The 12,295-nt window shown below is 64.2% G+C and carries 15 protein-coding genes; 9 read left to right on the plus strand and 6 right to left on the minus strand.

Annotation, left to right across the window (positions count from 1 at the left end; all coding sequences use genetic code 11):
• The 6 genes from I8N66_RS29435 to I8N66_RS29460 all read right to left on the minus strand — a co-directional run.
• The coding region (locus tag I8N66_RS29435) for an MBL fold metallo-hydrolase (protein WP_291161622.1) at positions 1-509 on the minus strand (509 nt) is incomplete at its 3' end.
• A 183-nt stretch (positions 510-692) separates the two neighbouring features.
• The gene (locus tag I8N66_RS29440; RefSeq protein WP_113538948.1) at positions 693-1,355 is read right to left on the minus strand and encodes a peroxiredoxin; all 663 of its coding nucleotides are present in this window, start codon (positions 1,353-1,355) and stop codon (positions 693-695) included.
• Positions 1,356-1,688: 333 nt separating this feature from the next.
• Positions 1,689-2,678: a threo-3-hydroxy-L-aspartate ammonia-lyase gene (locus tag I8N66_RS29445; RefSeq protein WP_291161627.1), complete on the minus strand. Its 990-nt coding sequence runs from the start codon at positions 2,676-2,678 to the stop codon at positions 1,689-1,691.
• A 69-nt stretch (positions 2,679-2,747) separates the two neighbouring features.
• Positions 2,748-3,299, minus strand: a complete 552-nt coding sequence (locus I8N66_RS29450) for a hypothetical protein (protein WP_291161630.1) — start codon at positions 3,297-3,299, stop codon at positions 2,748-2,750.
• A 154-nt stretch (positions 3,300-3,453) separates the two neighbouring features.
• A complete protein-coding gene (locus I8N66_RS29455) occupies positions 3,454-4,137 on the minus strand; it encodes a peroxiredoxin-like family protein (protein WP_291161633.1) in 684 nt (227 codons plus the stop codon).
• A gap of 270 nt (positions 4,138-4,407) precedes the next feature.
• The gene (locus I8N66_RS29460; RefSeq protein ID WP_291161636.1) at positions 4,408-5,895 is read right to left on the minus strand and encodes a PLP-dependent aminotransferase family protein; all 1,488 of its coding nucleotides are present in this window, start codon (positions 5,893-5,895) and stop codon (positions 4,408-4,410) included.
• 75 nt (positions 5,896-5,970) lie between these two features.
• On the opposite strand from I8N66_RS29460, the gene I8N66_RS29465 reads away from it, so the two are divergent.
• From I8N66_RS29465 to I8N66_RS29505, 9 genes are all read left to right on the plus strand, one after another.
• Entirely contained in the window at positions 5,971-6,594 is a 624-nt protein-coding gene (locus tag I8N66_RS29465) for an FMN-binding negative transcriptional regulator (protein ID WP_291161639.1), read from the plus strand.
• A 145-nt stretch (positions 6,595-6,739) separates the two neighbouring features.
• Positions 6,740-7,378: a LysE family translocator gene (locus I8N66_RS29470; protein WP_291161642.1), complete on the plus strand. Its 639-nt coding sequence runs from the start codon at positions 6,740-6,742 to the stop codon at positions 7,376-7,378.
• 97 nt (positions 7,379-7,475) lie between these two features.
• Positions 7,476-9,062 (plus strand): acetolactate synthase large subunit, encoded by a 1,587-nt coding sequence (locus tag I8N66_RS29475; RefSeq protein ID WP_291161645.1) that lies wholly within the window; start codon positions 7,476-7,478, stop codon positions 9,060-9,062.
• 282 nt (positions 9,063-9,344) lie between these two features.
• Positions 9,345-9,587: a helix-turn-helix transcriptional regulator gene (locus I8N66_RS29480; protein WP_291161648.1), complete on the plus strand. Its 243-nt coding sequence runs from the start codon at positions 9,345-9,347 to the stop codon at positions 9,585-9,587.
• A 396-nt stretch (positions 9,588-9,983) separates the two neighbouring features.
• Positions 9,984-10,193, plus strand: a complete 210-nt coding sequence (locus tag I8N66_RS29485) for a cold-shock protein (protein WP_113536010.1) — start codon at positions 9,984-9,986, stop codon at positions 10,191-10,193.
• A 326-nt stretch (positions 10,194-10,519) separates the two neighbouring features.
• Positions 10,520-10,756, plus strand: coding sequence for a 30S ribosomal protein S21 (gene rpsU / locus I8N66_RS29490; RefSeq protein WP_113536011.1), 237 nt, complete (start codon positions 10,520-10,522; stop codon positions 10,754-10,756).
• Between the two features lie 292 nt (positions 10,757-11,048).
• Positions 11,049-11,270 (plus strand): hypothetical protein, encoded by a 222-nt coding sequence (locus I8N66_RS29495; protein WP_113536012.1) that lies wholly within the window; start codon positions 11,049-11,051, stop codon positions 11,268-11,270.
• Positions 11,271-11,688: 418 nt separating this feature from the next.
• The gene (locus I8N66_RS29500) at positions 11,689-11,811 is read left to right on the plus strand and encodes a hypothetical protein (protein WP_268906700.1); all 123 of its coding nucleotides are present in this window, start codon (positions 11,689-11,691) and stop codon (positions 11,809-11,811) included.
• Positions 11,812-11,990: 179 nt separating this feature from the next.
• Positions 11,991-12,295, plus strand: a 305-nt coding sequence (locus I8N66_RS29505; RefSeq protein WP_291161656.1) for a pyridoxal-phosphate dependent enzyme, incomplete at its 3' end; no start/stop codon positions are given.

Genomic DNA, 12,295 nt, shown 5'->3' on the forward strand with positions numbered 1-12,295 from the left:
AGCGTCTCGTCCGGCAGCTTCAGGAGCTTGTTGAAGATCGAGTCATATTGCTGGCGCGGATCGCCGTTCTGGAAATCGGTGCGGCCCGTGCCGCGGATCAGCAGCGTGTCGCCGGTAAAGACCCGCCGGCCCATGTCGCCGCCCATCAGGAAGGAATAGGAATCGTCGGTGTGGCCGGGCGTATAGAGCACGTCGAGACTCAGGCCCTCGATCGACACCCGGTCGCCCTCCGCCACCCGCATGGAAACGACGTCGGCCGCCGTCTGCTCGCCCATCACGGTGATGCAATGGGTCTGGTCGCGCAGCGCCCCGAGCCCCGTAATGTGGTCGGCATGCAGATGCGTATCGACGGCCTTGACCAACCGAAGGTCGAGTTCTCGAACAAGCTGAAGGTAGCGCTCGACCTTTTCCAGCACCGGATCGATGATCAACGCCTCGCCGCCCTGGCGGCTGGCGATCAGGTAGGTGTAGGTGCCCGACACGCTGTCGAACAATTGGCGGAAGATCATCGGCGGCTCCCTTTGCGGAGGATAACGCAGCTTCCTTTCGGCCTCGCGGCAAGCGACGGTGGACGCCCATCGTCTTAACGGTAAGGCTCCTCATCCTCGCGGTGAGGAGACGCCCCTCACCGCGAGGATGAGGGAGCATCCCTCAAAGAGAGGATGCCCTCACCTCATGCCGGTTGCCCCGCCTCAGCCCTTCGGCTGCGGCACGATGCGGATATAGGGCTTCGGTGCCTTCCAGCCGTCCGGATAGACCTTGCGGGCATCGTCGTCGCTGACCGAGCCGGCAATGATCACGTCGTCGCCCTGCTTCCAGTTCACCGGCGTCGCCACCTTGTGCTTGGCCGTCAGCTGAAGGGAGTCGATGACGCGCAGCACTTCGTCGAAGTTGCGGCCGGTCGTCATCGGATAGATGAGGATCAGCTTGATCTTCTTGTCCGGGCCGACGACGAAGACGTTGCGCACCGTCTGGTTGTCGGCGGGCGTGCGCTGTGTCGGGTCGCCGGAAACCGGGGCCGGCAGCATGCCGTAGAGCTTCGAGACGGTGTAGTCGACGTCGGCGATCATCGGGAAGTTCGGTGCGTGCCCTTGAGTTTCCTCGATATCGGCCGCCCAGCCGGCATGCCGGTCGAGCGGATCGACGGAGAGGCCGATGATCTTGACGCCGCGCCGGTCGAATTCCGGCTTGATGCGCGCCATGTAGCCGAGTTCGGTGGTGCAGACCGGCGTAAAGTCCTTCGGATGCGAGAAAAGCACGGCCCAGGAGTCGCCGATCCAGTCGTGAAACCGGATCGTGCCGTCGGTCGTTCCGACCTCGAAGTCCGGTGCGAGGTCATTGATTGCAAGCGTCACGATACCCTCCAATTGTGTGCGAGCGCCGCGCCCGTCCGGGCGCGATGGGAGCGCTCTATTTTCTTGACAGCGCCGCGTCCGGCAGGGCGCCGACAGGCCGCTGTAACTCTCTGCTTTCTTCCATTGTTCACGCTCCGACGGCAAACGGCCAGAGCAAAAATTCCTTTAGAAAATCAAGATATTACAGTAGCCCTGGACCGTGCCGGAGAGCCCGGCGCCAAAGCGCGATGCACAGTGTGCCACTTTTGCCGTTGAAGGCAACCGGAAAGACGCGCCATTGCAACGCTCGGGTTGCGCTCCGGCCGCATCTACATGGCGCTCGGCCCGGAAGCTCTAGCCCTCGCGCAGCAGCGCGCCGAACGCCGCGAGGTCGACATTGCCGCCGCTGATCACGATGCCCACTCTTTGCCCGGCGCAAGGCAGCACGCCCTGCAGCACCGCGGCCGCCGCCAGGCACCCGGTCGGCTCGACGATGATCTTCATGCGCTCGGCAAAGAAGCGCATGGTCTCGACCAGTTGGGCGTCGCTCACGGTGACGATCTCTCGGACCCCGCGCCGGAGGATCGGAAAATTGTGCTCGCCGATGTGGTTGGTCAACGCGCCGTCGGCGATCGATTTCGGCAGCGGGATATGGACGATCTCACCCTTCCTGAGCGATTGCTGGCCGTCATTGCCCGCCTCCGGCTCGACGCCGATGACGACCGCACCCGGCGAGCGCGCCTGAGCGCTGAGCGCGGAACCGGCGAGCAGCCCGCCGCCGCCGAGCGGCGTGACGATCAGGTCGAGCTCGCCGACCTCCTCGATCAGTTCCAGAACGGCGGTACCCTGCCCCGCTATGACCTCGGGATGGTCGAACGGTGGAATGAGGACGGCATCGCGCTCGGCCGCAAGCTTGGCGCTGATGGCCGACCGGTCTTCGGTGTAGCGATCGTAGAACACGACATCGGCGCCATAGCCGCGGGTCGCAGCCACCTTCATTTCGGGCGCATCCTTCGGCATCACGATCGTCGCGGCAACACCCTGCAGCCGTGCGGCATAGGCGATCGCCTGCGCATGGTTGCCGGACGAGAAGGCAACGACGCCCCGCTTCTGGCCGCCGTCCTGCAAGGCTGCGATCGCATTGTAGGCACCGCGGAACTTGAAGGCGCCGGCGCGCTGGAAGTTTTCCGCCTTGAAGAAGAGCCGCGCGTCGGTCGCGGCATCGGCCGTGCGCGAAGTCAGCACCGGCGTTCGATGCGCCACGCCGGCGATACGGCTCCTGGCCAGTTGCACGTCGTCGAATGTCGGAATGCGCAATGCCTCGCCTGCCGCTGAAACTGCCATGAATCTCTCCCTGAGCCTGCTACATCAGACGCTATTGAAGGCCGACGTGCAAGGCAAGGATGCGGCGTGTCAGGCAGACGCGCGGTGATAGTGATCGACGGCGAAGCTGAAGAGCACCTTCAGCATGAACAGGCCGGAAACCGCCGTCATCGCTGGCGTCAGCCCGGGCAACAACGGCAGGCCGGCAACGCCGACCGCGAGCAGCAGCCCGCCGACGAAGGTCTGCACGGCACGACCGGCCAGCGCATTGACTACCGCCGCCGCAGCGATCGTATAGGCCCAGACGGCCACCGAAGCGCCGAAGCCGGTGCCGACGAGCAACGCGACGATGACCACATGAAAATGGATGGCGATGAAGATCCAGCGATTGCGCGGTCGCGCCGCATAGAAGTCGTTGGTCGAGGGGGTGAAATTGGCCACACAGCCGGCGGCGATATCGAGCACCAGGACGAGCGCCAGCGCCGGCCGCCACCAGGGCAAGGCGACAAGAAGCGGCCAGGACCAGAGGGCAAAGGCTGCGGCGACGCCAAGGCCGAACAGGAAGATCGCCAGCAGATAGGCCGGCGGCTGCTCCTTGCCGAACACGTCGTGAAGCTGGGGATGGATGCGAAGGGATCTCATGAAGGCCACACCGCCACACCGAAGGGTTGCCCACTATGAGCGGGCGCCGCCAGGGCGCAAGCAGCTAACCGTAACGTGCGGCCATGGACGCCGCGCCGAACACATCGCTGCGTTCCCGCGCAGGCGGGGACCACTCCATGACCGCTTCGCGCCGCTAGCCGGCGACCTTACCGGCGGCGAGCATGATCTCGCGCGTCGTCGGGAAGATGCCGATCTCCTCCGGCCCGAAGCGCGCCTCGGTCTCGCTCCACTGCACTATGCCGGCTGCATCGATCAGAAAGTGGCCGACAAGTTGCGTGCCGTGCTCGGCGTAGATGCGGCTGTCGGTCTCGGTGGGCTCGAAGCCGTCCATGGCATTGAGCAGATCATTGGCCTGCATCGGCTGCACCGCTTGCGGCAACTCGCCCGTGGGGTTGATGCGCGCCGCTTCGAAATCGGCCAGCCTCGCACGATAGGGCCATTGCGGCGGCTCGTCGCTTTCGGGCGAAAGGAATACGCCCTGCGGCACACCGAAATCCCGATGTGTCCGGCATTCCGGATCCGAAAGCAGCGTGACCGGTGTCGGCTGATAGCGGAAATAGAGGCGCGCGCGTTCCACCGGCGTGTTGACGACCGCCAACGTCTCCACGCCGACGGCGCGAAGAGCTGGCTCGATAGCGGAAAACTGCCGGAGCTGGCGGCGGCAGAAGGGGCAATGCAATCCGCGGAACAGGCCGATCAGAAACGGACGTCCGCTCAGGCTCGCAAGCGAAACCGGCACATCGCGATTGGCGCTCGCAAGCGTGAAGTCGGGAGCCGGCTCTCCCGGCTGCAACGGCCGTGCCCGCGGTTCTGCCATCGGCCTCGCCTCCTGATTATGCCGCTCTTCGGCAAACCCTCGAAAATCGATCCCGGCTCGGACACGCCGGCCGCGCGACCGTCACCACCGCCCCCTTTTGCGCGTGGCTACCTCGCGCCTGTGGCGGCACCGACAGGACTATAGCGGAGATGGCAGCGCCACACTACAGCAGCGCAAGACGCGCAATAGTCGCTGAAGCACATTGAACTGCCGCAGGTTTTTCCTCGTATCGGATAGGAAATGAGACAACGGGCACTCGCGGATGACCGCCTAGCCGCGCAACACCCTGGCAAGCGCCGCAACCCCCTTCCCGATCTCGGTCACGTCGAGGCTGGCATAACCCATGACAATCCCTGCCCGGTCTGGCCGATGGCCGGCTTCGCAAGCCGCATAGAGCGGTGAGACCGGATAGAGACCGATGCCCGCCGCCCGCGCCCGCGCGATCAGCGGGCCTTCCTCTGCTTTTCCCAGCCGATCGAACCAGACGACGACATGCAACCCGGCATCGGCGCCCGATATCGTCACCTGGTCGCCGAGCTCGGCCTTGAGGGCTGCGAGCAACGCCGTACGGCGGCGGCCATTGCTGCGTCGGCTCCTGCGAATATGGCGCTCATAGGCACCACTGGCGATCATCTCTGCCAGCGCCTCCTGATCGAGACTTGGCGAATGGCGGTCGACCAGCTGCTTGGCGGCAGCAAAGGCCGGGTAGAGCGGCGGCGGCACGACGAGGTAGCCGAGCCGGAGCATCGGCGACAGGCTCTTGGAGATCGTGCCGAGGTAAAGAACATTCTCCGCATGGGCCATCGTCTGCAGCGGCGGGATCGGCCGGATGTCGTAGCGATATTCGCCGTCGTAATCGTCCTCGATCACATAGGCGCCCGTTCGCCCCGACCAGGAGAGAAGCTCCTGGCGGCGCCGGGCCGAGAGCACGCTGCCGAGCGGAAACTGATGCGAGGGCGTGACATAGGCGAGCCTGACGGCGTCGAGCCCTGCAAGCGCCTCGGTCCGCAGCCCCTCCTCGTCGACGGCAATCGGAACCACCTCGGCGCCGGCCGCCGCAAAGACCCGGCGTGCCATGACATAGCCGGGGTCCTCCACCGCGACCCGGTCGCCGGGATCGACAAGCACGCGGGCGGCAAGATCCAGCCCCTGCTGCGAGCCGTTGACGATGACGATTTGCTGGGGCTCGCACCGGAGCCCCCGTGCCCGCCAGAGATAGGCCTGGAGTGCCGTGCGCAGATGCGCCGATCCGCCTGGGTCATCATAGGCAAGGCGCGGCTGCCGACGGCGCAGAGCCGCATTGACCGCCCTCCGCCAGGCCTCTGCCGGGAAATCGGCCGCCGACAGATCGCCATAGCGAAAATCGGCGACCAGCGCATCGGATTGGGGCGGCGCCCAGACCGGCCCCTCCGCAAGAGTGGCTCCAAATCGCGAAAGGCGAACGGGCGTCGCCGGCAATGATACCGCCCCTGAAGGTGTCCCTTCGTCAAGCGGCCTGGCGGGCTGCTGTTCATGCAACAGTGCCACCCTGGAAGGCGCGCCCTGCCGGCTCTCCAGAAACCCCTCCGATAGAAGCTGTTCGTAGGCCGCCGTCACGGTGGTGCGCGACACGCCGAGCTCGGCCGCCAGCGCCCGCGTCGACGGCAACCGGTCCTTAGGACCGTAGGTGCCCGCAAGGATCTGCGCCTTCAACGCCTCATAAATCCGCCGGGTGGTCCCGCCTCGGGCCCTATCCTTTTCCGTCACCAACTGGCCCATTCATTTATGCAAGAACTGGATATTCGTTCCGGTCCAGTTTGCATCTATGAAACGGGGAGCACAAGGAGCGAGATCATGTACACACCCCCGGCCTTCAAGGAAGAGACGCTGAGCGTGCTGCACGCGATCATCGAGGCCGCGTCTCTTTCGACCCTCGTCACCGCAACGGCCGACGGTCTGCTTGCCACCCCGCTGCCGCTGCTGCTCAATCGGAACGAAGGCCCTTATGGCACGCTCTACGGTCACCTCGCCCGCGCCAACCCACAAGCAACGACGCCGGCGATCGGTGCAGCCATGGCGACCTTCATGGGCCCGGACGCCTATGTCACGCCCTCCTGGTACGCCTCCAAGCAAGAGCACGGAAAGGTCGTCCCGACCTGGAACTACTCAGCCGTACACGCCTATGGCGAAGTCGAGTTCTTCGCCGACGAGGACCGGCTTCTCGATGTGGTCACGAGATTGACCAATCGCCACGAAATGGCCCGCGCCGAACCCTGGCAGGTGAGCGATGCGCCCGCCGCCTTCGTCAAGGCGCAGCTTCGCGGCATCGTCGGCCTCAGGCTGCCGATAGAGCGTCTCGACGGCAAGCGGAAGTTCAGCCAGAACCGCAGCGCCGAGGACAGGGAGGGCGTTGCCGCCGGGCTTGCGGCCAGCGCCCGGCCGGAGGACCGTCTCGTCGCCAGGGAGATACCGGTCTGACGCTCGACGGACGACCCGCCGCGACGCCCGTCGCCTCTCGATCTGTCCGGTGAGGCGCTGCGATTTTCCTTCAACTTTCCCGCGCAAAACCTTAGAACGACTCCCCGAAAGAGGCCGCGCACCCAGCAGACGAGGTATAACCCACATGCCGTCGCTCGACATTCTCCTGACCTTCTTCGTCACCACGGCGATCTTTGCCTATATCCCGGGCCCCGCGATGCTCTATGCGGCCGCGCAGACCATGGCGCGTGGCCGCTTCGCCGGGCTGATGGCCTCTCTCGGCATCCATCTCGGCGGCTATGTGCACGTCTTTGCTGCGGCTGCCGGTCTTTCGATCCTGTTTCATGCGGTGCCGACGCTCTATCTTGCGGTGAAGCTGGCGGGAGCGGCCTATCTCGTCTGGCTGGGCTTCACGCTGATACGCGCCAAGGCAAGCGGCGATGGCAGCGGCCACCTGCCCGCGGTCGAGGCAAAGTCGGCCCGTCGCGCCTTCTTCCAAAGCATCACCGTCGAGGTGCTGAACCCGAAGACGGCGATCTTCTTCGTCGCCTTCCTGCCGCAGTTCACCGATGCCTCCGCCGCCTTCCCGGTCTGGGTTCAGTTCCTGCTCCTCGGCACCGTCGTCAACCTGATGTTCTCCTCCGCCGATCTCGTCTGCGTGTTTCTCGCCGATGCGGTCGTCGTCAAGATGCGCCGCTCCACCCGGACACAGCGCCTGTTGCAGCGCGCCGGCGGCACGGTGCTGATCGGGCTTGGCGCCCACCTCGCCTTGCAGCGAACCTGAGGCCGGCGCCGACGGGGGCAAAGCCCCCCCGAAACCCGCCTTGCACGCCTGCAGCGAGCCGCTATCATGCCCCCGAGGGTCATCGGGGGATAAGCGCATGGGAGAAGGCGGCCAACGGATTCGCACCAGCGGCGCGGACATCCTCGTCGACACGCTGCTCGCAAACGACGTTGACGTCTGTTTTGCCAATCCCGGCACGTCGGAAATGCACTTCGTCGCGGCACTCGACCGCAAGCCGGAGATGCGCTGCATTCTCGGCCTTTCCGAAGGCGTCGTCACCGGTGCCGCCGATGGTTATGCGCGCATGGCCGGCCGCCCGGCCGTGACCCTGCTGCACACCGGCCCCGGCCTCGCCAACAGCCTTGCCAACCTGCACAATGCGCGTCGCGCACGTACGCCCGTCATCAACGTCGTCGGCGACCATGCCTCCTACCATCTTGCACTCGATGCACCGCTGACCAGCGACATCGAGGGACTGGCCCGCCCGATGTCGAACTGGGTGCGGCGGGCGAAAGATCCCTCCGACGTGGGGCCGACGGCGGCGGAAGCCTATCGCGCGTCGTTGACGCCACCGGGTGTCGCCACGATGATCCTGCCGGCAGACGCGTCCTGGGGCGCGTTCTCCACCGATGCGCCAGCGCAGAAGGTACTCCTCGAAACGCCCCAGCCTGCGAGCCCCGAGACGGTGCGCGAAATTGCCCACCTCATCCGTGCGAATTCTGCAGGGGTCGCCATGGTCTTGAGCGGCGCTGCCGCAAAGGCAGAGAGCCTCGCCATCGCCGGGCGGATCGCGGCGGCCTGCAACGTCCAGCTTTTCAACGAGGTGCTTGTCGCCCACACCCAGCGAGGTCGTGGACGAGTGGCGCCGCGGCGCATCCCCTACCCGATCGACATGGCGCTGGAGACACTCCGCGACGTCAAGGTCCTGATCCTCGTCGGCGCACCGGAGCCGGTGGCATTCTTCGCCTATCCGGGAAAGCCCGGCCGGCTGGTGCCGGAAGGCTGCGCGGTCACAACGCTTGCCCGCCACGGTGAAGACCTCAAGGCGACGCTCGAAGCGCTGCGCGACGAACTCGGCATCAGCCCCACCCACCCGCTTCCCGCGGCGGACGCACCCACCGACGAGGGCGAGCCTTCCGGCACGCTGACGGAAGACGCGGTCGCGGTCATCGTCGCCCACAAGGTGCCGGAAAACGCCATCGTCTGCGACGAGGCGGCCACTTCCGCCCGCCGCTTCTTCGCGCTCTCCGCCTTCTCGGCCCCCCACGACTTCATCATGCAAAGCGGCGGCGCCATCGGCGAAGGCATCCCGCTTTCGATCGGGGCCGCGATCGCCTGTCCCGAACGCAAGGTGATCTGCCTGCAGGCCGATGGCTGCGCCATGTACAATATCCAGAGCCTGTGGACCCAGGCGCGCGAAAATCTCGACATCGTCACCGTCATCTTTTCCAACCGGACCTACGCGATCCTGCATGCAGAAATGCGCAATGTCGGCGTCGAGGAGATCGGCACCAACGCGCGCCGCATGCTGAACCTCGATCAGCCCGCACTCGACTGGGTCTCGCTGGCCCGCGGCTTCGGCGTCGAAGCCGCCGTCGCCACCTCCTGCGAGGCCTTTGCCGCGCTCTTCGACGCCGCCCTGTCGCGCCGCGGACCGTTCCTGATCGAGGCGCGCCTCGTGTAATTCTCCATGTCGTTTTTGCGCTGAGTCGAACTCCGGCGCGCCACGAAAATCATGCCCCGGATTTGCAGAATTCTCTTGCGCCAGACCGCGGAAATCACAGGGCAAGACATTGATTAAAATAGGTATTTAACAAAAATCCGGTCGCAAACTTGCGCCCGGGGACTTCTCGCTTATATTAGCGACGCCCTAGGTTCGCGCTCATCTGTCCGAGTCGCATTTCAGTTTTGGGCCCCCTTCAACCGACAATGTTCTTTGTCGGTGGACCAACGAAGGAGACACTTCATGTCCTTTAAGAAAGACCTAACCAAGGCCCCCGGCGCATCTCTGTCCCGCGTCAATATCGGAGCCACCATCAAGCAATCGCGTGAAACCGCCGGCTATTCGGTCGACGATCTCTCGGTAACGACTGGCCTGACGGAAATTGAAATCTCAAAGATCGAGCTTGGCGCCGATGCCGATCCCGCCAAGCTGCAGCGCATCGCCGCCGCATTGCAGGTCTCGCCGCAGACCTTTAACGCCGCCTGACAAGCGGCGGCGGTGCGCCAAAGACAAGCGCGCCGCCGCCTTCCCCCCACCCCATCCGCCAGCGATCCGGTCGCAACGCCCGAAGCCGCCATGGCGAAGCGGGCAGCCCCAGCGCCCCGCCCCTTGGCGGTGAACGCCGCGCCGGTTCAAAAAGAGAAAAATTATCGGACGAAAAGCTTGGCATTCCAGGTTCGTAGCCTGGTCCGCACAAGCACCGGCAATCGCGATTCCGGAGATTTTTGTTGATCTGAAAAAAGTATCGCCTATATATCGTCGCATCGAATATTGCTTGTGACCTTTGACGAAGCGCTTCCGCGCGGCCAGATTTCCTCTCAAATATCGATTACGGCCGGTAGACCATCTTCCGGATAACTCAACGAATGAAAGGAAATCATCATGGCTTCAGGCACCGTAAAGTGGTTCAACAGCACCAAGGGCTTTGGCTTCATTCAGCCGGATGACGGCAGCACCGACGTGTTCGTGCATATCTCTGCTGTCGAACGCGCTGGCATGCGCTCGCTCGCCGAAGGCCAGAAGGTCACCTTCGACGTCGTCGCCGACCGTCGCACCGGCAAGAGCTCGGCTGACAACCTCAGAACGGCATGATTTGTCATTCGCTCTCCTCTGACCACGGATGTACTGGCAGGGAAGCGCTTGAATGACGGGAAGAGGTCGGGGAAACAGCCCGACCTTTTTGCGTCTATGGATCCTTCGATCTTCGTCCTCGGAGATCAACGTGCGCCGCAAGCCTACGAGATGAGTGACTTAGCCTCGCTCACGGCAAGCGCCACGCCGGCCTTCCTTCCCGAAGCAACGGGTCGGACCGCCATCACCGCTCGACCTTGGCTCAGCCTTTGAGCGCTCGATAGGCCGACAGTCAGATAGTCACGGCATCCTTGATGCTGCCCAGGATTGATAAGGGAGAACGTATTTTGCAGGTACTTGTTAGAGACAACAACGTTGACCAGGCTTTGCGCGTCCTGAAGAAGAAGATGCAGCGCGAAGGTCTGTTCCGCGAGTTCAAGGCGCGCACCAGCTACGAAAAGCCTTCGGAAAAGCGCGCCCGCGAGAAGGCGGAAGCCGTACGCCGCCAGCGCAAGCTGCAGCGCAAGAAGCTTCAGCGCGAAGGCCTGCTGCCGGCACCCAAGCGTGCTGTAAAGGCGCGCTGATTGCGCTTCGGTCCCGCATTGCGGTGACTGCGAATGATAAGAACGGTGGCGCCAATGGCGCCACCGGGACCGCCAATTGAGCGGGTCCATGGGCGAAACCAAGCCGCCTGAACAAACCCTGCGCATCGTCGGCATAATTCCTTTAGGCCCGACGCGATTTGCAGGTAAAATTACCCGGAGAATCAAAAGGCTACAGCGCTGCGCGACCGCGTAGCGTTTATGAAGCGAAGACAGCACTCCTGTGGCGTGTCTGCCCGTTCATGGCGTCGCGCCCATCCCGCGGAGACAAGCCATGACTTCTACCGGCAGCAATCTCTTCAAACCCGGCAAGGCTTCGGCCGCCGACAAGGCCAGCGCCAGCGACCATTCGGCGAAAACCATCATCGCCGCCGAGAAAATCGCCCGCGACAAGAAGACGGAGAAGCTGAAAGCGCTCCGCCTCGAACGCGCCGCCGCCGAACCGCAGGCTGCACCTCCCGCCCCCAAAAGAGCCGGTAAATCGCAGCGGCCGTAATCCGTCGCCGCAGGCTCCGCCGCTTTCGCGCGATCGCCCGCCGGGCGAGAGAACGACCTTGTATTGGGCGCATTTGAAGCGCATCTTTGACCAATCGAGATAGGCCGACTTGGCTTTTCGCGGCGTCAGAGGTCCACGGCCCGCCAATTTCCCTTTATCGACGGCGAGGCTTGCGCGACCGACTGGAAAGCCGTGCGCGAGCGCAGGCTCACCGGCAGATCTGAACCACATCCTGCAACGCTCCTTAGGCTGACCCGGCAGGAAACAGTGGCTCAGGACGGCTTGAGACGGATGCGCTTCTGTCCAATGGAACGAGGGCGCGCTGCACGATCTGCAGCGCCTCCATTCGGACGGTAGACCCCCACGCAAGCCGCTTGTACAACGACGCGTCGCAGGCAACCCACGATTGGACGACCACATGTTCCAGGCCCTCGCACACAGAATTCGCCGATACGACTACACGCTTGCGGCGATCAAGGCATCGCTCGTCTTGTCCCTGCTGTTCGTCGCATTCGTAATCTTCAGCGGGCTTCTCTGGTAGCATTGCCAGATCGCCCCTTTTGAACCCCGGTCCGCCGGGCGCACACCACCGTTGCCGATGACATGGCCGAGCGACTTGCGGCAAGGCCGCGATCTCAGGCAAACTCCACCCTCAAGAATCTCCGAGACACCTTTTGCCGGCTCGGCGTGAGCCGGTATTGCGCTTTTACGGAACGTCCCATGGCACTGCATCTCGAAACTCCGCTGATTGAATCCCGCCCCTTGAGCCTCGCTTCGAAGCGCTCCATCTGGCTGAAGATGGACGCGCTGCAACCATCCGGCTCGTTCAAGATCCGCGGCGTCGGCGCTGCCTGCGAGCACCATGCGCGAAACGGCAAACGGCGCTTCGTCTCCTCCTCCGGCGGCAATGCCGGCATGGCGGTCGCCTATGCCGGGCGGCGCCTCTCGATCCCCGTGTCCGTCTTCGGTCCCGACACGACGACAGAACGGGCAACGGCGCTCATCCGCCAGGAAGGTGCCGAAGT

It is taken from the genome of Ensifer sp. SSB1 (assembly GCF_016652895.1).
In the GTDB taxonomy this organism is placed as follows: domain Bacteria; phylum Pseudomonadota; class Alphaproteobacteria; order Rhizobiales; family Rhizobiaceae; genus Ensifer.